Below are 20,765 nucleotides of genomic sequence, written 5' to 3'. Positions count from 1 at the left end.
GTTGGGAGCGGATTTGGAACGGAACAGTCTCGTTCAATAAGTACGCTCGTCGCACTCGTATGACTGGAGGCCCGCCATGGCCGGCGCCGACGACACCCCGGTCCGCCGCCCGCGGATGACACCGGACCGCGAGGCCGAAGTGCTGTCGGCCGTCGTGGAGTCGCTGCGCGAGACCGGCTACGAGGCGCTGACCATGGACGCCGTCGCCGCCCGCGCCCGGTGCGGCAAGGCCACCCTCTACCGCCAGTGGCACGGCAAGCACGAGCTGGTCGCCGCCGCCCTCCTCGCCCACCGCCCGCTGCCCGCCGACGCCATCGACACCGGCTCGCTCCGCGGCGACCTCCACACGATGTTCGCCCGCGTCTCGGAACAGGCCCGCGAGGACACCGCCCTGATGGCGGGGCTCGCCCGCGCCACGCTGGAGGACCCGCAGCTCGCCCGCGCCCTGCGCCAGACCCTGGTCGAGCCGGAGATCCGGGAGTTCACGGCGTTCATAGACCGCGCCGTGGAGCGCGGCGAGCTGGCCCGGCGCCCCGCCGCGATGGCCTTCCTGCCCCAGATGCTCTTCGCCACCGTCCTGAGCCGCCCCCTCTTCGAGGACGAGTACGCCGACGCCCAGTACCTCTTCCGCTTCCTCGACAGCGCCCTGCTGCCCGCCCTGCTGCACAGCTGACCGGAGCCCGACCGACATGTCCCAGTTCCCGACAGCCACCGAGCGCCCCACCCCGCGGCCGGCGAGTCCGGCCGGGGCCCGGCGCCCCGACCGCCGCTGGTGGATCCTCGCCGTCATCGCGGTCGCCCAGCTGATGGTGGTCCTCGACGCCACCATCGTGAACATCGCCCTCCCCAGCGCCCAGGAGGACCTGGACTTCTCCAACGGCGACCGCCAGTGGATCGTCACCAGCTACGCGCTCGCCTTCGGCAGCCTGCTGCTCCTCGGCGGCCGGATCGCCGACCTCTTCGGCCGCAAGGTCACCTTCCTGACCGGGCTGACCGGCTTCGCCGCCGCCTCGGCGCTCGGCGGCGCGGCGCCCACGTTCGAGGTCCTGGTCACGGCGCGGGCCCTCCAGGGCGTGTTCGGCGCGCTCCTGGCCCCGGCCGCGCTCTCCCTGCTCACCACGACGTTCACCGACGCCAGGGAACGCGCCAAGGCGTTCAGCGTGTACGGCGCGGTCGCGGGCGCGGGGGGCGCGATCGGCCTGCTGCTGGGCGGGGTGCTCACCGAGCAGCTCACCTGGCGCTGGACCCTCTACGTCAACCTGGTGTTCGCCCTGGCCGCCTTCGCCGGCGGCGCCCTCCTGCTGGCGCGCACCGCCCGCGACCGCGGGGCCACCCTCGACATCCCCGGCACCGTCCTGGTCTCGGCCGGGCTCTTCGGCCTGGTCTACGGGTTCTCCAACGCAGAGACCCACGACTGGGACCACCCCGCCACCTGGGGCTGGCTGCTGGCGGGCACGGCGCTGCTGGCCGCGTTCGTCGGGTGGCAGACCAGAGCCGCGCACCCCCTGCTGCCGATGCGCGTCCTGCTGGACCGCGACCGCGGCGCCTCGCACGCCGCGGTGCTGCTGAGCGGCGTCGGCCTCTTCGGCGTCTTCCTCTTCCTGACCTACTACCTCCAGGGGTCGCTGGCGTATTCGCCGATCGAGACCGGGCTCGCGTTCCTGCCGATGATCGGCGCGCTGATGCTCAGCGCCACGGTCCTCGCCACCTCGCTGCTCCCCCGCGTCGGCCCGAGGCCGCTGGTCTCCGCGGGGATGGGCCTGGCCGCGGCGGGCCTCGCCTGGCTCACGGGGCTCGGCCTGGACAGCGGCTACGCGGCCGACGTGATGCCGCCGACGATCGTCGCCGGTCTCGGCATCGGCCTGGTGATCGCCCCCGCGATGAACCTGGCGACCGCCGGGATCGCCCCCGAGGACGCGGGCGTCGCCTCCGCCACGGTCAACACCATGCAGCAGATCGGGGGTTCGATCGGCACCGCCGTCCTCAACACCCTGGCGGCGAGCGCCGCGCGGGACCACCTGGCGAGCGGGGACCCGACCGACCCGGCGGTACAGGCCCAGGCGGCGCTGGAGAGCTATGCCACGGCGTACTGGTGGTCGGCCGGGTTCTTCGCCGCGGGCCTGGTCGTCTCGTTCGCCCTCTACCGGCGCGGGGTCCCCCGGGCCGCGCTCCAGGACGGGCCGGGCGCCGTGCACCTGTGAGAGGCCGTTCCTCCGCCCTCCTCAGCCGGGCCGCCGCTCCGGGCGCTGCCCCGGCTCCTCCCGGGGGGCGCGGCGGGCGCGCAGGGTACGGACCTTGTGGACGTTGCCGCAGTGCTCCATCGAGCACCAGCGGCGGCGGCCGGGGCGCGAGGTGTCCACGTAGATCAGGAGGCACCGCTCCCCCTCGCACTGGCGGATCCGGCCCGCCAGCGGCCCCGTGAACAGCTCGACGGCGTCCCGCGCCACCGTGGCGACCAGGGCCGCGCCCGTCGGGGAGCCCGCCCAGACCCGGGTGGAGTCGGGGGCGATGGCCGGGGCCAGCGGTTCCCTGGCCGCGGCCCCGTTCACCGTGGCCAGATCCTCCGGCGCGGGCGGCGCGCCCTCCGTGTGGGCGCGCGCCAGGCGCCAGAGCGCGTCGCGCAGCGCCCTGGCCGCGCGCACGTCGTCCTCGGACACGGCGAGGGACGGGGTGGGGGCCAGCCGCGAGCGGCCGGCCCAGTCGGTCAGGTCGGCGGGCGTGTGCAGGCTCTGATAGCGCGGTGGCGCGCCGGGCCCTCCCGTGGTCAGCAGTTCGAGACAGAGCGCGCCGGGGTCGAAACGGTAGGACGCTCCCGTGTGCGACCGCAGGACGAGCCCTGGACTTGCCTCAGAGGCCATGTAACTACTATAACCAGTTACATGGCACTGAACTGGAAGCTGGTCATCGACACCCAGGACGCGTTCACGCTCGCCGACTTCTGGGCGGAGGCGCTGGGTTACGAGCCCGAGGACCAGGCGACGCTGATCAAGGGGCTGCTGGCGGCCGGGCACCTGACGGAGGACCAGGTGGCCGAGCACCGCGGCCGCACCCTCTTCCGGGGCTTCGCGGGGATCAGGCACCCCGACGACCCGTACGACGAGCGGTCGGGCATCGGCCTGGGCCGCAGGCTCCTCTTCCAGGACGTCCCCGAGGGCAAGACGGTCAAGAACCGCCTGCACATCGACATCCACGGCGAGTCCGGCGACCTGGAGGGGCTCGTGTCCCGCCTGGAGGCGCTGGGCGCGAGCCGCGTCACCGAGCAGGACCAGGGCCCCGCGGGCCACTGGTGGGTCATGCGGGACCCCGAGGGGAACGAGTTCTGCGCGAGCTGAGCGCGCGGGCCCCCGGGCGCCCGACGGCGAACGGGCGGGCGGGCACCGTGGCCCGTCCCGCCCGCTACGCGCGCTGTCGCGCTACCGCCTTCCGGGGATCACCTGAAGACGTCGGGGAGCATCTCCGGCAGCGCGCCGCCGAAGGGGTCCCGCGGGTCGATCTCCAGCACCTCGGCGTCGCTGGGCGGCGTGAAGTCGAAGACCGCGCCCGGCGGCTGCGCGTAGTCGATCTGCGAGAACGCCACGTCCAGCGCCCTCCCGTCGGGGCCGTCGGCCGTGATCGCCAGCGGCACGCCGGTCTCGCCGTCCACCGATATGCGGGTCTCGCCGACCTGGCCGTCCTCCGCCTTCGGCGTCACGACCAACTGGTAGGCGCTGCGCCCGGCCACCTGGGCCGTGCCGTCCACCGAGATGTCCGCGTGCTCCCCGGCCGCCTCCAGCAGCCGCTCGGCCAGCTCGTGCGGCGTCAGCGTGGACGTCCAGCCCTCCGCGCCCCCGTCCCCGTGTGCGGCGTCCCGCGCCTCCTCGGGCACCTGGGCCTCGTACACCGTGTTGGTCTCGGAGTCGTACGCCCACACCCGGTCACCGTTGCGGATCACGCTGAACTCATCCGAGCCGCTCTCCACGCTCACCCGCTGCCGGTCCTGGCCGTCGACCGCGACCTCCAGCGTGCTGTCCCCGGTGGCCAGCTCCGCGAGCCGCCCCGCGGGCCCCTCGATCCCGCTCAGCACGCCGTCCAGCATGCCTCCCAGGTCGGGAACGCCGAGGTCGGCGTCCACCTGCACGGTCCCGGACAGCTGCGCCGTGTCCGCCTCCGCGATCCGGACGATCAGCTCCTCGGCCGTGACCTCCGGCAGATCCGGGCTCCCGTCGCTCGCCAGAGCGGGCCACAGGCCCGCCCCCACCGCGGCGATTCCCGCCACGATCGCCGTCGGCACGACCGCCCGCCGGATAGTGCTGTTCCCTGCCATCGCATGCCCCTCCACTCGGCTTCAGCACCACCAATTGCACCAGGCCGGGCGCAATCCGGCATCCGCCCACGGGAGTCCCCCGGCCTACACCCACGGGATGACCGCACCCACCACGCGGCCCCGCCATCCCGTAGGGGTTGTACCCACCGCGAAGGCAGGGTTCACCCGCGGGTCACTAGGCGGTACGGTCCGCGACCGCGTCGCACAGCTCGGCCAGCGCCGACTTCGCCGGGCCCGCGGGGAGCGGCGCCAGCGTTCTCCTGGCCTGCTCCGCGAACGACAGCGCGTCGCGCTGCGCCGCCCTCAGCGCCGGGTGGGCGCGCATCGCCGCCAGCGCCTCCGCGTGCCGCCCGTCGTCCGTCAGGTCGCCCTCCAGGAGCGCGCACAGCGCCAGGTCCTCCGGTGAGCCGCCCTTGGCCGCCATCTCCCGCAGCCGCAGCACCGGCAGCGTGGCGACGCCCTCGCGCAGATCGGTCCCCGGCGTCTTCCCCGACTCCCCGCCGTCGCTGACGATGTCCAGCACGTCGTCGGCGAGCTGGAAGGCGATGCCGATCCGTTCGCCGTACTGGGCCAGCACGCTCACCATGGAGTCCGGGGCCCCCGACATCAGCGCGCCCATCCGGCCGGCCACGGCGATCAGCGAGCCGGTCTTGCCGGCCAGCACGTCCAGGTGGTGGGCGATGGGGTCCTCCCCCTCGCGCGGCCCCGCCGTCTCCAGGATCTGACCGGTCACCAGCCGCTCGAACGCCTCGGCCTGGATGCGCACCGCGGCCGGGCCCAGGTCCGCCACTATCGTCGAGGCCCTGGCGAAGAGGAAGTCGCCGGTGAGCACCGCCACGGAGTTGTTCCAACGGGCGTTGGCGCTGGGCACCCCGCGCCTGATCTCGGCCTGGTCCATGATGTCGTCGTGATACAGCGTCGCGAGGTGCGTCAGCTCGACGACCACCGCCGAGGGCACCACGCCGGGCGCGTGCGGGTCGCCGAACTGCGAGGCCAGGAGCAGCAACAGCGGCCGGAAACGCTTCCCTCCGGCCCGTGCCAGGTGCCGGGCCGCCTCCGTCATGAAGGGGACATCGCTCTTGGTGGCCTCGGCGAGACCCGCCTCCACAGCCGCGAGACCGGCCTGAACATCGGCCTCCATGGCCTGGTCCCGCACGCTCACCCCGAAGGGCCCCACGACGGTCACGAGCGTTCTCCCTGTCTCACGTGCGTTGTCTTTCGGCAGCGTAGCCGGTCGCCAGTGGATCACAGCCGAAGGGCCGCCCACCCGGGGCCCGTCACCTAGGGTGTGGGCCATGCCCGACCCCAGCCTGTTCGGCATCGACAACCTGCCCTACGGCGTCTTCAGCACGGCCGGTGACCCCGGCACGCGCCGCATCGGCGTCCGCTACCACGACCGGGTCCTCGACGCCGCGGGGGCCGCCCGCGCCCTCGGCTCCCGGCACGCCCAACTGCTCGCCGCCCCGGGGCTCGACCCGCTGCTCGCCGCGGGCCGCCCGGTGTGGCGCGCGGTCCGCGCCGAGCTGCGCGCCTGGCTCGGCTCCCCCGAGCACCGCGAGGCCGTCGAGCCGCTGCTCCTCCCGCTGGCCTCCGTCACGCCGCACCTGCCGTTCGAGGTCGCCGACTACGTCGACTTCTACGCCAGCGAGCACCACGCGGCGGCCGTGGGCCGGATCTTCCGCCCCGAGACGCCGCCGCTGCCGCCCAACTGGAAGCACCTGCCGATCGGTTACCACGGCCGCGCGGGCACGGTCGTCGTCTCCGGCACCCCCGTCGTCCGGCCGAACGGCCAGCGCCGCCCCTCCGCGCCCGGCGAGGCGCCCCGGTTCGGGCCCTCCCTGCGGCTGGACATCGAGGCCGAGGTCGGCTTCGTCGTCGGCACCCCGTCCCCGCTCGGCACCCCCGTGCCCCAAGGGGCGTTCCGCGACCACGTCTTCGGTCTCTGCCTGCTCAACGACTGGTCCGCGCGCGACATCCAGGCATGGGAGTACGTGCCGCTCGGCCCGTTCCTCGGCAAGTCCTTCGCCACCTCGGTCTCGCCGTGGATCACCCCGATCGACGCCCTGGACGCCGCGCGGACCGCGCCGCCCCCGCGCGACGAACCGCTGCTCCCCTATCTGGACGACGGCCCCGGAACCGGCGTCGAACCCGGCGGGTTCGACCTGCGCATCGAGGTGCGACTGGGGGGCAGGGTGATCTCCGAGCCGCCGTTCTCCGCCATGTACTGGACGGCCGCACAGCAGTTGGCCCACCTCACGGTCAACGGGGCACGGCTGCGCACCGGCGACCTGTACGCCTCGGGAACGGTCAGCGGCCCCGGCGCGCACGAGCGCGGCTCCCTGCTCGAACTGACCTGGGGCGGCCGGGACCCCCTCCCCCTGCCGGGCGGCCCGCGCACGTTCCTGGAGGACGGCGACGAGGTGGAGATCACCGCGTGGGCGCCGGGTCCCGCCCCCGGCTCGCGCATCGGCCTGGGCGCGGTGACGGGCCGGATCGAACCGGCCGTCCCCCTGACGCACTGACGCACTGACGCACCGGGAGGCCGGTTGGTGCCCGAGCGCGGCAGAGGAGGTATCAGTCCCGTGGCGAATGCCACATAGGCGTAACACTTCGGACTACCCCACTATCCGCCGGGATAACCTGCCACGACCACGTTCGACATTTGAGGGGAACCCATGCGTAGGTCCATACGGCTCGTCGCCCCGGCAGCCGCGGCGGCAGCCGCGCTGCTGTTGAGCGGCTGCGGCGGCGACAAGGAAGGCAGCCCGTTCGGGAGCGGCGCATTCGACCCGGAGGATGTTCCCGAAGCCCCCGAGATGCCCGAGTTCGACGAGAGCGTCGAGGGTGCCGACGGCGGCGAGATCGAGGTCCCCCCGCCCTCCGGCGACAGCGGCGGTGACAGCGGCGGCGACTCGGGCGGTGACAGCGGTGGCGCCACCGGCGGCGGTGGCGGCGACGGCTCGTACGACGGGATGTGGATCACCACGGCCGCCGACGGCGGCGAGGCCACGTTCATCATCTCGGCCGGGAGCGTCTCCTTCGAGGAGAGCGACAGCATGGAGGGTGACCTGTGCTCGGGCACCCTCTCGGGCGACGCCCTGACCATGACCTGTACGCAGATCGGCGACAGCGCGTTCACCGAGACCTCGGCGACGTTCGCCATGAACGGCGAGACGCTCAACGTGGCCTGGGGCTCGGGCGCCTCCCAGGAGTACACGTCCGCGTACTGACGCGGAAGGGGTGCCGACGGCACCGAGGAGGCAAGGCAACGCAAGGCCGGAGGGCCGGACCCGCGGGTCCGGCCCTCCGGCCTTGCGCGTGCGGGCGTGCGCGCGTCAGCGCACGAACACCCCGGCGTCGCTCGCCAGATCGAGGAAGTACTGCGGGGCCACGCCCAGCACCACCGTGACCGCCGCCGCGAGGCCCACCACGGACATCGTCAGCGGGGACGGGATGACGACCGAGGGCCCGTCGGGCTTGGGCTCGCTGAAGAACATCAGCACGATCACCCGGATGTAGAAGAACGCGGCGATGGCCGAGGCCAGCACGCCCACGATCACCAGGCCCATCGCGCCCGCGTCGGCCGCCGCCCTGAAGACCGCGAACTTCCCCGAGAAGCCGGAGGTCAGCGGAATCCCGGCGAACGCCAGCAGGAACAGCGCGAAGACCGCCGCCAGCAGCGGCGAACGCCGCCCGAGCCCGGCCCACTTCGACAGGTGGGTCGCCTCGCCCCCCGCGTCCCGCACCAGCGTCACCACGGCGAAGGCGCCCAGCGTCACGAACGAGTACGCCGCCAGGTAGAACAGCACCGAGGACACGCCGTCCTCGGTCACCGCCACCACACCGGCCAGGATGAACCCGGCGTGCGCGATGGAGGAGTACGCCAGCAGCCGCTTCACATCGGTCTGCGTGATGGCGATGACGGCGCCCGCCACCATGGAGGCGATGGCCACGCCCCACAGCACCGGCTCCCAGTCCCAGCGCAGCCCCGGCAGCACCACGTACAGCAGCCGCAGCAGCGCCCCGAAGGCCGCCACCTTGGTGGCCGCGGCCATGAACCCGGTGACCGGCGTCGGCGCGCCCTGGTAGACGTCGGGCGTCCACATGTGGAACGGCACCGCGCCCACCTTGAACAGCAGCCCCATCGAGATCATCGCGCCGCCGATCAGCAGCAGCGCGTCGTTGCCCATGGTGGAGGCGAGCCCCGCGTTCACGGCGGCGGGCTGGCCGCTGACCACGTCCGCGATGCCCGAGTAGCTCACCGTGCCCGCGTAGCCGTAGATCATCGCGATGCCGAAGAGCAGGAACGCCGAGGCGAACGCGCCCAGCAGGAAGTACTTCAGGGCCGCCTCCTGCGACAGCAGCCGCCGGCGGCGGGCCAGCGCGCAGAGCAGGTAGAGCGGCAGCGACAGGACCTCCAGCGCGATGAACAGCACCAGCAGGTCGTTGGCCATCGGGAAGAGCAGCATGCCGCCGATGGCGAAGAGCAGCAGCGGGAAGATCTCGGTGGTGGTGTGCCCCGCCTTGGTCGCCTCGAACTCGGCCGGGCCGCCGGGGACCGCCGCGGGCTGCGCCGCGAACGAGTCCACGAGGGCGCCGTGCGCGGCGGGTTCGAGCCGCCGCTCGGCGAAGAGGAACACCGACGCCAGGCCGACCAGCAGGATCAGGCCCTGGAGGAACAGCGCCGGGCCGTCCACGGCCAGCGATCCCATGCCCGCGATCTGCGCCTCGCTCGTCGCGTGCCCGTCGGAGGCGAGCACCACCACGGCGGCGAACGCGGCCACCAGCGCAGCCGCGCCCAGCACCACCTCGGCGGTGTGCCGGACGGCGCGCGGCGCGAACGCCTCGATCAGGACGCCGATGACGGCCGCGCCGAACACGATCAGGCTCGGTGACAGCGCGGCCCACTCAATGACCGGAGCCTCAAGCTCCCCCGGATTCATACTGCGCCGCCTCCGTTCGCTTCTCCGCCCGCGCGGCAGCGTGCGGCCATCGTACGAGTCTGCGGCTCGGCAGCCGCACTGGGGGAACCACCCGGACGAAGTCTGGGGGAGTCGCTCACCGACCCGCCTCCACTTCGTCTGCGTCCGCGATCTGCGGTTCCGGATCCGTCTGGTCGACGTCCGACAGGGTGTGCTCCACCGCCGGGTTGACGATGTCGGTCAGCGGCTGCGGGTAGACGCCGAGGAAGATCAGCAGCGCGATCAGCGGCGCCACCACGGCGAGCTCCCGCACCCGGAGGTCGGGCAGCTTCTCCAGACCCGGCTTCACCGGCCCCGTCATCGTCCGCTGGTACAGCACCAGGACATACAGCGCCGCCAGCACTATGCCGGCGCTCGCGATGATCCCGGCCACCTCATACCGGCTGAACGTGCCGACCAGCACGAGGAATTCACTGATGAACGGGCCCGTGCCCGGCAGCGAGAGCGTCGCGAGCCCGCCGATGAGGAACGTCCCGGCCAGCATCGGCGCCGTCTTCTGCACGCCCCCGTAGTCCGAGATCAGGCGCGAGCCGCGGCGGGAGATCAGGAACCCGGCCACCAGCATCAGCGCCGCCGTGGCGATGCCGTGGTTGACCATGTAGAGCGTCGCGCCGCCCTGGCCCTGGCTGGTCATCGCGAAGATGCCCAGCACGATGAACCCGAAGTGGCTGATCGACGCGTAGGCGATCAGCCGCTTCATGTCCCGCTGGCCGAGGGCCAGCAGCGCGCCGTACAGGATGCTGACCAGCGCGAGCGTGATCACCACCGGCGTCGCCCACTCGCTGGCCTCGGGGAAGAGCCCGAGGCAGAAGCGGAGCATGGCGAACGTGCCGACCTTGTCGACCACGGCCGTGATCAGCACGGCCACCGGCGCCGTCGACTCGCCCATGGCGTTGGGCAGCCAGGTGTGCACCGGCCACAGCGGCGCCTTGATGGCGAACGCCACGAAGAAGCCGAGGAAGAGCCAGCGCTCGGTCCCGGTGGCCAGCTCCAGATCGCCCGAGGCGCGCGCCTCCAGGATTGCCTGGAGCGAGAACGTTCCCGTCTCCAGCTGGTCGGAGGTGGCGACGAACAGGCCGATCACCGCGGCCAGCATCACCAGGCCGCCGACCAGGTTGTACAGGAGGAACTTGACGGCCGCGTACGACCGCTGGCGCGCCTGCCCCTCCTCGCCCTGCTCCCCGGCCCGGTCCCCGAAGCCGCCGATGAGGAAGTACATCGGGATGAGCATGGCTTCGAAGAAGATGTAGAAGAGGAAGATGTCCGTGGCCGCGAAGGACACGATGACCATCGCCTCGACCGCGAGGATCAGCGCGAAGAAGCCCTGGGTGGGCCGCCACCGCCGGCTCGCCGGGGCCTCGTCGCCCTCCCTGGGGTCGGCGTCGTTCCAGCCGGCGCCGATGAGGAACGGGATCAGCACGGCCGTCAGCGCGATCATCGCGACGCCGATGCCGTCCACGCCCAGCTCGTACCGGACCCCGAAGTCCTCGATCCAGCTGCGGGACTCGGTGAGCTGGTAGCGGTCGGCGCCGTCGCCGGTGTCGAACCGCAGCAGCACGGCGGCGGCGAAGCCGACCGTGGCCAGCGAGAACAGCAGCGCCAGCCACTTGGCCGCGCCGGTCCGCGCCGCGGGCACCGCGGCCGTGAGGACGGCGCCGATGGCGGGGGTGAGGGCCGTGGCCGTCAGCAAGGGAAATGACATATCAGACTCCTCAGACCGCCCTCATCAGCAGGGTCGCGGCGACGAGCAGAGCCGCGCCGCCGAACATGGAGACCGCGTAGGAGCGGGCGAAGCCGTTCTGGACCCGGCGCAGCCGCCCGGACAGACCGCCGAACGAGGCGGCGGTGCCGTTGACCACCCCGTCCACCAGCTTGTGGTCGACGTAGACGAGGCCGCGGGTCAGGTAGTTGCCCGGCTGGACGAAGGCGGCGTGGTTGAAGTCGTCCTGGAGCAGGTCGCGCCGGGCGGCGCGGGTCAGGAACCGGCCCCGCGGCGCCACCACGGGCACCGGGCGGCGGCCGTACTGGAACCAGGCCCCGGCGACGCCGACCACCATCACCGCGGTGGCGGCGAGGCCGACCGTGCCGTGGCTGACGGGCGAGTCGCCGTGTTCGAGGCCGGTCACCGGCTCCAGCCAGTGCACGAAGTTCTCGTTGAAGTCGAAGAAGTAGCCCGCCCCGACCGAGCCGATCGCCAGCACGACCATGGGGATCGTCATGCTCAGCGGGGACTCGTGCGGGTGCGGCTCGTGCCCGTGGGCGTCCGGCTGCCACCGCTTCTCGCCGAAGAACGTCAGCAGCATGATCCGCGTCATGTAATACGCGGTCAGCGCGGCGCCGAGCAGCATCACGCCGCCGAGGATCCAGCCCTCGGTGCCGCCCTTGCTGAACCCGGCGTAGATGATCTCGTCCTTCGAGAAGAAGCCCGACAGGTACGGGAAGCCGATGATGGCCAGATAGGCGAGGCCGAAGGTGACGAACGTGACGGGCATGTACCTCCGCAGCCCGCCGTAACGCCTCATGTCCACCTCGTCGTTCATGCCGTGCATGACCGAGCCCGCGCCCAGGAAGAGACCGGCCTTGAAGAAGCCGTGGGTGACCAGGTGCATGATCGCGAAGACGTAGCCGATCGGGCCGAGCCCGGCGGCCAGCATCATGTAGCCGATCTGCGACATGGTCGAGCCGGCCAGCGCCTTCTTGATGTCGTCCTTGGCGCAACCGACGATCGCACCGAAGAGCAGCGTCACCGCGCCCACGACGATCACCACGGTCTGCGCGTCGGGCGCCGCGTTGAAGACGGCGCCGGAGCGGGTGATGAGGTAGACGCCCGCGGTCACCATCGTCGCCGCGTGGATCAGCGCGGAGACCGGGGTCGGGCCCTCCATCGCGTCGCCCAGCCAGGACTGGAGCGGCACCTGGGCCGACTTGCCGCAGGCCGCCAGCAGCAGCATCAGGCCGATGCCGGTCAGCGTGGCCTCGCTCGCGCCCGTGGCCTCGGCGAACACCGGCTCGAACGCGAACGTGCCGAACGTGGTGAACATCAGCAGGATCGCGATGGACAGGCCCACATCGCCGACCCGGTTGACGATGAACGCCTTCTTCGCCGCCGTCGCCGCGCTCGGCTTGTGCTGCCAGAAGCCGATCAGCAGGAACGAGGCGAGGCCCACGCCCTCCCAGCCGACGTACAGCAGCAGGTAGTTGTCGGCGAGGACGAGCAGCAGCATCGCGCCGAGGAACAGGTTGAGGTAGGCGAAGAAGCGCCGCCGCCGCTCGTCGTGCTCCATGTAGCCGACCGAGTAGAGGTGGATCAGCGTGCCCACGCTCGTGATCAGCAGCACGAAGGTCATCGACAGCTGGTCGAGCTGGAACGCGACATCCGCCTGGAAGTCGGCGACCGGCACCCAGCTGAAGAGGTGCTGGTGGAGCGCGCGGTCCTCGCCCTCCTTGCCCAGCAGGTCGAAGAAGAGCACCGCGGCCAGGACGAAGGACACGGCGGCGAGCAGCGTCGCCAGCCAGTGCCCCACACGGTCGAGACGCCGCCCGCCCACCAGCAGCACGGCGGCGCCGAGCAGCGGCGCGCCGACGAGCAGTCCGATCAATGACTCCACTGGTTTCGTCCCCTTACAGCTTCATCAGGCTGGCGTCGTCGACCGAGGCCGAGTGGCGGGAGCGGTAGACCGTCACGATGATGGCGAGCCCGACCACGACCTCGGCGGCGGCCACGACCATCACGAAGAACGCCACGATCTGCCCGTCCAGGTTGCCGTGCATCCGGGAGAAGGTGACCAGCGCCAGGTTGGCGGCGTTCAGCATCAGCTCGACGCACATGAAGACGACGATCGCGTTCCGCCGCAGCAGGACCCCGCAGGCGCCCAGCGTGAACAGCAGGGCGGCGAGGTAGAGGTAGTTCTCGGGGCTCACGGACGGTCCTTCCCGGCCTCGTCGCCGTTCTCGGCGGGGCTGCCGTCGGCGCCGTTCCCGTTGGCGTTCGCGCCCAGCGCCTTCTTCTCGTCCACGTACTCCTGGCCGTGGTACCGGGCCACGCGGCTTTCGAGCGTCGCCACGTCGGCCACGGACTCGCGGTGCACCTCGCGGACCTGGCCGCGGCTGCGGAGCGTGGCGTTGACCGTCAGTTCGGACGGCGTCCCGTCGGGCAGCAGGCCGGGCAGGTCGACCGCGTTGTGCCGGGCGTAGACGCCCGGCGCGGGCAGCGGCGGGAGCTGCTTGCCGCCCCGCACCCGCTCCTCGGCCTGCTCCCGCTGCGTCTTGATGCGCTCGACGCGCTCGCGGTGGGTGAGCAGCGTGGCGCCCACGGCGGCGATCGTCAGCAGGATGCCGGTGACCTCGAACGCCACCACGTAGCGGGTGAACAGCAGCGAGGCCAGGCCCTGGACGTTGCCCCCGGAGTTGGCCTGCGTCAGGCCGGTGAAGGAGCCCACGGACGTCTGGCCGATCCCGGCGATCAGCAGGATGCCGAGGCCGAGCCCGCAGGCGGCGGCCAGCCAGCGCTGGCCCTTGAGGGTCTCCTTCAGGGAGTCCGTGCTGCTGACGCCGACGAGCATCAGGACGAACAGGAAGAGCATCATCACGGCGCCGGTGTAGACGACGATCTGCACCATGCCGAGGAAGTAGGCGCCGTTGGCGAGGTAGAACAGCGCCAGGATCACCATCGTTCCGGCCAGGCAGAGCGCGGAGTGCACCGCGCGCCGCATCAGCACGGTGCCGAGGCCGCCGGCCACGGCCAGCGGTCCGAGCAGCCAGAACTGGACGGCCTCGCCGTTGGACGTCGAGGTCTCGGCCGCGAGGGCGGCGAGGGAGCTCATTTCTCCCCTCCGGACGGATCGTGGAGGCGGGTGGCGGCCAGCACCGCGTCGTCCTCGGCCAGCTGCTCGCCGGTGACGCGCTGCCGGGTGGTGCCGGGCGCGGCGCCCCGCACCTCGCCCCGGTAGTAGGACTGCTCGTCGGTGCCCGGGTACAGGGCGTGCGGCGCCTCGACCATGCCGTCCGTCAGGCCCGCGAGCAGCTCCTCCTTGGTGTAGATCAGGGAGGCGCGGCTGGTGTCGGCGAGCTCGTAGTCGTTCGTCATGGTGAGCGCCCGGGTGGGGCACGCCTCGACGCACAGGCCGCACAGGATGCAGCGCAGGTAGTTGATCTGGTAGACGCGGCCGTAGCGCTCGCCCGGGGAGTAGCGCTCCTCCTCGGTGTTGTCCGCGCCCTCGACGTAGATCGCGTCCGCCGGACAGGCCCAGGCGCACAGCTCGCAGCCGATGCACTTCTCCAGGCCGTCCGGGTGGCGGTTGAGCTGGTGGCGGCCGTGGAAGCGGGGCGCGGTGGGCTTCTTCTCCTCCGGGTACTGCTCGGTGAGCCGCTTCTTGAACATGGCCTTGAAGGTCACGCCGAAGCCGCCCACGGGATTGCGGAACTCAGCCATCGTCGCCCTCCCTTCCTTCGGGGCTTCCTTCGGTGGAGCCTGCGGTGCCGCCCGGCGCGTCAGCAGCGACCGACGCCGTCGCCCGCTCGGCCCGCGACGGGCGGCGCGGCACCGGCGGCAGGGTCTGTCCCGGCAGCGGCGGAACGGGGTAGCCGCCCGCCATCGGGTCGAACGGCGCCTCGCGCGCCTCGGTCTCCGTCTCGTCGCGGCGCTGCTCGGCCCGGTCGCGGAAGACGTCGACCACGAAGGAGAGCAGCAGGAGCACGAGGCCCCCGCCCAGCACCCACATCACGATGTCGCCGAAGGCGTAGTCCTCGTTCTCCATCGCGCGCACGGTGGCGACCAGCATCAGCCACACCAGCGCGATCGGGATGAGGACCTTCCAGCCGAGCACCATGAACTGGTCGTAGCGCACGCGCGGCAGGGAGGCGCGGATCCAGACGAAGAAGAAGATCACCGCGACGAGCTTCACGGTGAACCAGAGCATCGGCCACCAGCCGGAGTTGGCGCCCTCCCAGAAGCTCAGCGGCGCCGGGGCCCGCCAGCCGCCGAGGAAGAGGGTGACCATCAGGGCCGAGACCGTCACGGTGTGGATGTACTCGGACATCATGAAGAAGGCGAACTTGATCGACGAGTACTCGGTGAGGTACCCGCCGACGAGGTCACCCTCGGACTCCGGCATGTCGAACGGCGGGCGGTGCGCCTCGCCGACCATCGACACCATGTAGATGAGGAACGAGACGGGCAGCAGGATCATGAACCACCGGTCGTCCTGCGCCTCCACGATGGCCGAGGTGGACATCGACCCGGAGTACAGGAAGACGGCCGCGAAGGACAGGCCCATCGCGACCTCGTAGGAGATGATCTGCGCCGTGGCCCGCACGCCGCCGAGCAGCGGGTAGGTGGACCCGGAGGACCAGCCCGCGAGCACCGTGCCGTAGACCGCGATGGCCGCGGTCGCCAGCACGTAGAGCAGCGCGACCGGCAGGTCGGTGAGCTGGAGGACGGTCTCGGTCCCGAAGATGCTGACCGGGTCGTCCTTGGGGCCGAAGGGGATCACCGCGATCGCCATCAGGGCGGGGATCGTGGCGAGCATCGGCGCCAGGATGTAGAGCACCTTGTCGGCGCCCTTGACGACGACGTCCTCCTTCAGCATCAGCTTGATGCCGTCGGCCAGCGACTGGAGCATGCCCCAGGGGCCGTGCCGGTTGGGGCCGATGCGCAGCTGCATCCAGCCGAGCACCTTGCGCTCCATCACGATGCAGATGAGCACGGTGACCAGCAGGAACGCGAAGCAGAAGACCGCCTTGAGCAGGATCAGCCAGAACGGGTCGTTCCCGAACATGGACAGGTCCGGTTCCTGGGCGAGCGCCATCACGCGTTCACCTCCTCAGACTCGGCGTCCCCGGCGGCCTCGGCCGTCACGGGGGAGACGCGGACGACGCTGCCCGGCACGCTGCCGAGGTCCTGGTAGGCGCCGCCGCCCACGGAGTTGAGCGGGATCCAGACCACCCGGTCCGGCATCTCCTCGGTGACCGCGAGCGGCAGGGCGAGGGAGCCCGCGGGTCCCGCGACGGAGAGCGGGTCGCCGTCCTCGACCCCGGCCTCGCGGGCGGTCGCGGGCGAGAGGCGGGCGACGGCCGCGTGGCGCGTTCCGGCGAGGGCCTTGTCGCCGACCTGGAGCGTTCCCTGGTCGAGCAGGAGCCGGTGACCGGCGAGAACGGCCTCGCCCTCGCCGGGGCTCGGCAGGTCGGCGGGCGTCGCGGTCGGGCCGAGCGGCAGGTCGCCGCGCCAGTCGGCGAGGGAGCCGAGCTCCCGCCTGATGGTCTGCACGTCGGGCAGGCCCAGGTGCGCGTCCATCGCGTCGGCCAGCATGTTCAGGGCCCGCGCGTCGGTCTGCACCAGGCGGCGGGTCATCTGGTCGGGCTTGATCGCGGCGGTGAACGGGCGGGAGCGCCCCTCCCAGTTGAGGAAGGTGCCGCTCTTCTCGACCACGGCGGCGACCGGCAGGACCACGTGGGCGCGCCGGGTGACCTCGGTGGGCCGCAGCTCCAGGCTGATCAGGAAGCCGCTCTCCGCGACGCGGTCGAGGGCCGCGGCGGCGCGGGCCGGGTCGGGCAGGTCGGCGATGTCCACGCCGCCCACCACCAGGGCCCCGATCAGCCCCTCGGCCGCGGCCTCGACGATCTTCCCGGTGTCCCGGGCGGGCCGCTCGGGCAGCGCGCCCAGGCCCCAGGCGCCCGCGACCTCCTGGCGGGCCCGCCGGGAGGACTCGGGCCGCCCGCCGGGCAGCAGCCCCGGCAGCGCGCCCGCCTCGACGGCGCCGCGCTCGCCGGCCCGGCGCGGAATCCACACCAGGGTGGCTCCGGTGGCGGCGGCAGCGGCGACGGCGGCGGTGTAGCCGCCGGGGACGGCGGCGAGCCGCTCGCCCACGATGATCAGCGCGCCCTCGGCACGCAGCGCCTCGGCGGCGCCGCGCCCGCGGTCGTCCAGGCCCTCGCCGTCGGCCAGCGCGTTCAGCCAGGCGGGCTCGGTCCCCGGCGCCGCCGCGAGCAGCGTGCCGCCGGTCTTGGCCAGGCCGCGGGTGATGTGCGTGGCGACGGAGAAGACCCGGGTGCCGCGCTTGCGGTTGCCCTTCCGCAGCCGCAGGAAGACGCCGGGGGCCTCCTCCTCGGACTCGAAGCCGACCAGCAGCACGGCCGGCGCGGTTTCGAGCGACGCGTGGGTGGGCCCGCTCCCGTCGAGGTCGAGCCCGTGCCCCGCGACGCGGGAGGCTAGGAACGCCGCCTCCTCCGCGCTGTGCGGCCTGGCCCGGAAGTCCACGTCGTTGGTCGACAGGGCGACCCGCGCGAACTTGGCGTAGGCGTAGGCGTCCTCGACGGTCAGCCGGCCGCCGGTGAGAACCGCCGCGTCCCTGTCCCCGACCCGGGCGAGGCCCTCGGCGGCGACGCGCAGCGCCTCGGGCCAGCTGACGGGCGCCAGTTCGCCGGTCTCCGCGTCCCGCACCAGCGGGGAGGTGAGCCGGTCGGGCTGCTGGGCGTAGCGGAACGCGAAGCGGCCCTTGTCGCAGATCCACTCCTCGTTGACCTGCGGGTCGTCGGCGGCCATCCGCCGCATGACCTTGCCGCGCCGGTGGTCGGTGCGGGTGGCGCAGCCGCCGGCGCAGTGCTCGCAGACGCTCGGCGAGGAGACCAGGTCGAACGGGCGCGAGCGGAACCGGTAGGCGGCGGAGGTGAGCGCGCCGACCGGGCAGATCTGGATGGTGTTGCCGGAGAAGTACGACTCGAACGGGTCGCCCTCGCCGGTTCCCACCTGCTGGAGCGCGCCCCGCTCCAGCATCTCGATCATGGGGTCGCCCGCGACCTGGTTGGAGAAACGGGTACAGCGGGCGCAGAGCACGCACCGCTCGCGGTCGAGCAGCACCTGCGCGGAGATCGGCACCGGCTTGTCGAACGTCCGCTTGACGCCGTCGAACCGGGTCTCGGGGGCGCCGGTGCTCATCGCCTGGTTCTGCAAGGGGCACTCGCCGCCCTTGTCGCAGACCGGGCAGTCCAGCGGGTGGTTGATCAGCAGCAGCTCCATCACGCCGCGCTGCGCCTTCTCGGCGACGGGCGAGCTGAGCTGCGTCTTGACGACCATGCCGTCGGTGCAGGTGATCGTGCAGGAGGCCATCGGCTTGCGCTGGCCCTCGACCTCCACGATGCACTGCCGGCAGGCACCCGCCGGGTCGAGCAGCGGGTGGTCGCAGAACCGCGGGATCTCGATGCCCAACTGCTCGGCGGCGCGGATGACCAGGGTGCCCTTGGGCACCGAGATCTCGATGCCGTCGATCGTCAGCGTCACCAGGTCTTCGGCGGACTTGGCGGCCTCGGCGGCCTCGGCCGTCATGCGTTCACCTCCTGGTGAGCTTCGGTGCCGTTGTCCGCCCAGGCGGTGGACTTGGCCGGGTCGAACGGGCAGCCGCCCTGGGTGACATGCCGCTCGTACTCCTCGCGGAAGAAGTTCAGCGAGGAGAAGATCGGGCTGGCCGCGCCGTCGCCGAGGGCGCAGAACGACCTGCCGTTGATGTTGTCCGCGATGTCCGCGATCTTGTCGATGTCGCTGAGCAGGCCCTTGCCCGACTCGATGTCGCGGAGCAGCTGGACGAGCCAGTACGTGCCCTCGCGGCAGGGCGTGCACTTGCCGCACGACTCGTGCTCGTAGAACTCGGTCCACCGGGTGACGGCGCGGACCACGCAGGTGGTCTCGTCGAAGCACTGGAGCGCCTTGGTGCCGAGCATCGACCCGGCGCTCAGCACGCCCTCGTAGTCGAGGGGCACGTCCAGGTGCTCCTCGGTGAACATCGGCGTCGAGGAGCCGCCCGGCGTCCAGAACTTGAGCCGGTGGCCGGGGCGGATCCCGCCGCTCATCTGGAGCAGCTCGCGCAGCGTGATGCCGAGCGGCGCCTCGTACTGGCCGGGGCGCGCGACATGTCCGGAGAGCGAGTACAGCGTGAAGCCCGGGGACTTCTCGCTGCCCATGGAGCGGAACCACTCCTTGCCGCGGTCGATGATGGCGGGAACCGAGGCGATGGACTCGACGTTGTTCACCACGGTGGGGCAGGCGTACAGGCCGGCGACCGCGGGGAAGGGGGGCCTGAGCCTTGGCTGTCCGCGACGTCCCTCCAGGGAGTCGAGCAGCGCGGTCTCCTCGCCGCAGATGTACGCGCCGGCGCCGGCGTGCACGGTGAGTTCCAGGTCGCCGCCCTCGCCCAGCGCGCCCTTGCCGAGGTAGCCCGCGGCGTACGCCTCGGCCACCGCGGAGTGGAGGCGGCGCAGCACGGGGACGACCTCGCCGCGCAGGTAGATGAAGGCGTGGTTGGAGCGGATGGCGTGGCAGGCGATCACGATGCCCTCGATGAGGGAGTGCGGGTTCGCCAGCAGCAGCGGGATGTCCTTGCAGGTGCCGGGCTCGGACTCGTCCGCGTTCACCACCAGGTAGTGCGGCTTGTTGTCGCCCTGCGGGATGAACTGCCACTTCATGCCCGTGGGAAAGCCCGCGCCGCCGCGCCCGCGCAGCCCCGCGTCCTTGACGTAGGCGATCACGTCGTCGGGCGGCATGGCCAGGGCCTTGTCCAGGCCCCGGTAGCCGCCGTTGGCCCGGTAGACGTCCAGCGTCCAGGACCTCTCCTGGTCCCAGAACGCGGAGAGCACCGGGGTCAGAAGCTTCTCCGGACTGGTCTCGTCGACGGTGCCGTTCATCGCTCACCCTCCTCGGTCACCGGGCCGGCGGGGTGGTTCGGGTCGGACGCCGAGCTCGGCTGCGGGGCGTCGTGGCGGCTCTCGTGCGTCGACGGGGGCCGGTCGTGCGGGAGGCTCGGGTTCCGCGGGGCGACCACGGTGGCGGGGCCGGTCTCGCCCTTGGCCAGCCGGAGCCCGGCCAGCGAGGCGGGCCCGGCGCTGCCGCCGGCCTCGGTGGCGCCGGGGCGCTCATCGGGGAACCCGGCCAGCAGGCGGGCGGTCTTCTTGAAGTCGCACAGCGGGGCGCCCCGGGTGGGGGTCACCTCGGCGCCGGCGCGCAGCTCGTCGACCAGCCGCTTGGCGGACTCGACGGTCTGGTTGTCGAAGAACTCCCAGTTGACCATGAGCACGGGCGCGAAGTCGCAGGCCGCGTTGCACTCGATGTGCTCCAGGGTGACCTTGCCGTCCTCGGTGGTCTCCCCGTTGCCCACGCCCAGGTGGCTCTTGAGGGCGTCGAAGATGGCGTCGCCGCCGAGCACCGCGCACAGGGTGTTGGTGCAGACCCCCACCTGGTACTCGCCCGAGGGCTTGCGCCGGTACATCGTGTAGAACGTGGCGACCGCGGACACCTCGGCGGTGGTCAGGTCCAGCACCTCGGCGCAGAACTGCATGCCGGTGCGGGTGACATGGCCCTCCTCGGACTGCACGAGGTGGAGCAGCGGCAGCAGGGCCGAGCGGCTGTCCGGATAGCGGGCCACCACCTCGGCGGCGTCCGCCTCCAGCCGTGCCCTGACCTCGGCCGGGTAGTCGGGCGCCGGCATCGGCGGGAT

The 20,765-nt window shown here is 72.3% G+C and carries 18 protein-coding genes; 5 read left to right on the top strand and 13 right to left on the bottom strand.

What is annotated here, in order from left to right; all coding sequences use genetic code 11:
- Positions 1–76 precede the first annotated feature (76 nt).
- Together ADY01_RS02325 and ADY01_RS02320 are read left to right on the top strand one after the other, a co-directional pair.
- Positions 77–673, top strand: a complete 597-nt coding sequence (locus tag ADY01_RS02325) for a TetR/AcrR family transcriptional regulator (RefSeq protein WP_049564688.1) — start codon at positions 77–79, stop codon at positions 671–673.
- A 16-nt stretch (positions 674–689) separates the two neighbouring features.
- Complete coding sequence (locus ADY01_RS02320) at positions 690–2,201, top strand: MFS transporter (protein ID WP_049564686.1); 1,512 nt, start codon at positions 690–692, stop codon at positions 2,199–2,201.
- A 21-nt stretch (positions 2,202–2,222) separates the two neighbouring features.
- Here the strand turns inward: ADY01_RS02320 and ADY01_RS02315 are convergent, their stop codons facing one another.
- A complete protein-coding gene (locus ADY01_RS02315; RefSeq protein WP_049564684.1) occupies positions 2,223–2,858 on the bottom strand; it encodes a CGNR zinc finger domain-containing protein in 636 nt (211 codons plus the stop codon).
- A gap of 21 nt (positions 2,859–2,879) precedes the next feature.
- Between ADY01_RS02315 and ADY01_RS02310 the strand changes: the two genes are divergently transcribed.
- On the top strand, positions 2,880–3,332 hold the full coding sequence (locus tag ADY01_RS02310) for a VOC family protein (RefSeq protein WP_049564682.1): 453 nt from the start codon (positions 2,880–2,882) through the stop codon (positions 3,330–3,332).
- 98 nt (positions 3,333–3,430) lie between these two features.
- Here ADY01_RS02310 and ADY01_RS02305 read toward each other — a convergent pair whose 3' ends face one another.
- Together ADY01_RS02305 and ADY01_RS02300 are read right to left on the bottom strand one after the other, a co-directional pair.
- Positions 3,431–4,270, bottom strand: coding sequence for a LolA family protein (locus tag ADY01_RS02305; protein WP_053170436.1), 840 nt, complete (start codon positions 4,268–4,270; stop codon positions 3,431–3,433).
- Positions 4,271–4,478: 208 nt separating this feature from the next.
- Positions 4,479–5,489 carry a polyprenyl synthetase family protein gene (locus ADY01_RS02300; RefSeq protein WP_049564680.1) on the bottom strand — a complete coding sequence of 337 codons (1,011 nt, stop codon included), beginning with the start codon at positions 5,487–5,489 and terminating at the stop codon, positions 4,479–4,481.
- 109 nt (positions 5,490–5,598) lie between these two features.
- Here ADY01_RS02300 and fahA point away from each other — a divergent pair, with 109 nt between their 5' ends.
- Together fahA and ADY01_RS02290 are read left to right on the top strand one after the other, a co-directional pair.
- Positions 5,599–6,825, top strand: coding sequence for a fumarylacetoacetase (gene fahA, locus ADY01_RS02295; RefSeq protein WP_049564678.1), 1,227 nt, complete (start codon positions 5,599–5,601; stop codon positions 6,823–6,825).
- 153 nt (positions 6,826–6,978) lie between these two features.
- Entirely contained in the window at positions 6,979–7,533 is a 555-nt protein-coding gene (locus ADY01_RS02290) for a hypothetical protein (protein WP_049564676.1), read from the top strand.
- A 105-nt stretch (positions 7,534–7,638) separates the two neighbouring features.
- On the opposite strand, the gene nuoN is transcribed toward ADY01_RS02290, so the two are convergent.
- The 10 genes from nuoN to nuoE all read right to left on the bottom strand — a co-directional run bounded on the left by nuoN (position 7,639) and on the right by nuoE (position 20,756).
- On the bottom strand, positions 7,639–9,246 hold the full coding sequence (nuoN, locus tag ADY01_RS02285; protein WP_049564674.1) for an NADH-quinone oxidoreductase subunit NuoN: 1,608 nt from the start codon (positions 9,244–9,246) through the stop codon (positions 7,639–7,641).
- A gap of 115 nt (positions 9,247–9,361) precedes the next feature.
- A complete protein-coding gene (locus tag ADY01_RS02280) occupies positions 9,362–10,987 on the bottom strand; it encodes an NADH-quinone oxidoreductase subunit M (protein ID WP_049564672.1) in 1,626 nt (541 codons plus the stop codon).
- Positions 10,988–10,997: 10 nt separating this feature from the next.
- Positions 10,998–12,893, bottom strand: coding sequence for an NADH-quinone oxidoreductase subunit L (gene nuoL / locus ADY01_RS02275; protein WP_049564669.1), 1,896 nt, complete (start codon positions 12,891–12,893; stop codon positions 10,998–11,000).
- A gap of 13 nt (positions 12,894–12,906) precedes the next feature.
- Positions 12,907–13,206 carry an NADH-quinone oxidoreductase subunit NuoK gene (gene nuoK / locus ADY01_RS02270; protein ID WP_049564667.1) on the bottom strand — a complete coding sequence of 100 codons (300 nt, stop codon included), beginning with the start codon at positions 13,204–13,206 and terminating at the stop codon, positions 12,907–12,909.
- A complete protein-coding gene (locus tag ADY01_RS02265) occupies positions 13,203–14,108 on the bottom strand; it encodes an NADH-quinone oxidoreductase subunit J (RefSeq protein ID WP_049564666.1) in 906 nt (301 codons plus the stop codon). Before ADY01_RS02265 ends, nuoK begins: the two co-directional genes overlap by 4 nt.
- Positions 14,105–14,716 carry an NADH-quinone oxidoreductase subunit NuoI gene (gene nuoI, locus ADY01_RS02260; protein ID WP_049564663.1) on the bottom strand — a complete coding sequence of 204 codons (612 nt, stop codon included), beginning with the start codon at positions 14,714–14,716 and terminating at the stop codon, positions 14,105–14,107. Before nuoI ends, ADY01_RS02265 begins: the two co-directional genes overlap by 4 nt.
- On the bottom strand, positions 14,709–16,091 hold the full coding sequence (nuoH, locus tag ADY01_RS02255; protein WP_049564661.1) for an NADH-quinone oxidoreductase subunit NuoH: 1,383 nt from the start codon (positions 16,089–16,091) through the stop codon (positions 14,709–14,711). The genes nuoI and nuoH overlap by 8 nt, the downstream gene beginning before the upstream one ends.
- Entirely contained in the window at positions 16,091–18,604 is a 2,514-nt protein-coding gene (locus tag ADY01_RS02250; RefSeq protein WP_049564659.1) for an NADH-quinone oxidoreductase subunit G, read from the bottom strand. Before ADY01_RS02250 ends, nuoH begins: the two co-directional genes overlap by 1 nt.
- Positions 18,601–19,956: an NADH-quinone oxidoreductase subunit NuoF gene (gene nuoF, locus ADY01_RS02245; protein WP_049564656.1), complete on the bottom strand. Its 1,356-nt coding sequence runs from the start codon at positions 19,954–19,956 to the stop codon at positions 18,601–18,603. The genes ADY01_RS02250 and nuoF overlap by 4 nt, the downstream gene beginning before the upstream one ends.
- Positions 19,953–20,756, bottom strand: a complete 804-nt coding sequence (nuoE, locus tag ADY01_RS02240; RefSeq protein ID WP_049564731.1) for an NADH-quinone oxidoreductase subunit NuoE — start codon at positions 20,754–20,756, stop codon at positions 19,953–19,955. The genes nuoF and nuoE overlap by 4 nt, the downstream gene beginning before the upstream one ends.
- Between the last annotated feature and the right edge of the window lie 9 nt (positions 20,757–20,765).

This window comes from Streptomyces sp. SBT349 (assembly GCF_001083795.1).
GTDB lineage: Bacteria > Actinomycetota > Actinomycetes > Streptomycetales > Streptomycetaceae > Streptomyces.
The sequence above is the reverse complement of the archived record's forward strand: the minus strand, read 5'-3'. Positions and strand labels throughout refer to the sequence as shown.

Coding starts and splice junctions, on each gene's coding strand:
- ADY01_RS02265 (WP_049564666.1), bottom strand. CDS start 14,108: ATGAGCTCCCTCGCCGCCCTCGCGGCCGAGACCTCGACGTCCAACGGC.
- ADY01_RS02315 (WP_049564684.1), bottom strand. CDS start 2,858: ATGGCCTCTGAGGCAAGTCCAGGGCTCGTCCTGCGGTCGCACACGGGA.
- ADY01_RS02280 (WP_049564672.1), bottom strand. CDS start 10,987: ATGTCATTTCCCTTGCTGACGGCCACGGCCCTCACCCCCGCCATCGGC.
- ADY01_RS02290 (WP_049564676.1), top strand. CDS start 6,979: ATGCGTAGGTCCATACGGCTCGTCGCCCCGGCAGCCGCGGCGGCAGCC.
- fahA (WP_049564678.1), top strand. CDS start 5,599: ATGCCCGACCCCAGCCTGTTCGGCATCGACAACCTGCCCTACGGCGTC.
- nuoI (WP_049564663.1), bottom strand. CDS start 14,716: ATGGCTGAGTTCCGCAATCCCGTGGGCGGCTTCGGCGTGACCTTCAAG.
- ADY01_RS02325 (WP_049564688.1), top strand. CDS start 77: ATGGCCGGCGCCGACGACACCCCGGTCCGCCGCCCGCGGATGACACCG.
- nuoN (WP_049564674.1), bottom strand. CDS start 9,246: ATGAATCCGGGGGAGCTTGAGGCTCCGGTCATTGAGTGGGCCGCGCTG.
- ADY01_RS02320 (WP_049564686.1), top strand. CDS start 690: ATGTCCCAGTTCCCGACAGCCACCGAGCGCCCCACCCCGCGGCCGGCG.
- nuoF (WP_049564656.1), bottom strand. CDS start 19,956: ATGAACGGCACCGTCGACGAGACCAGTCCGGAGAAGCTTCTGACCCCG.
- nuoE (WP_049564731.1), bottom strand. CDS start 20,756: ATGCCGGCGCCCGACTACCCGGCCGAGGTCAGGGCACGGCTGGAGGCG.
- ADY01_RS02250 (WP_049564659.1), bottom strand. CDS start 18,604: ATGACGGCCGAGGCCGCCGAGGCCGCCAAGTCCGCCGAAGACCTGGTG.
- nuoH (WP_049564661.1), bottom strand. CDS start 16,091: ATGGCGCTCGCCCAGGAACCGGACCTGTCCATGTTCGGGAACGACCCG.
- ADY01_RS02310 (WP_049564682.1), top strand. CDS start 2,880: ATGGCACTGAACTGGAAGCTGGTCATCGACACCCAGGACGCGTTCACG.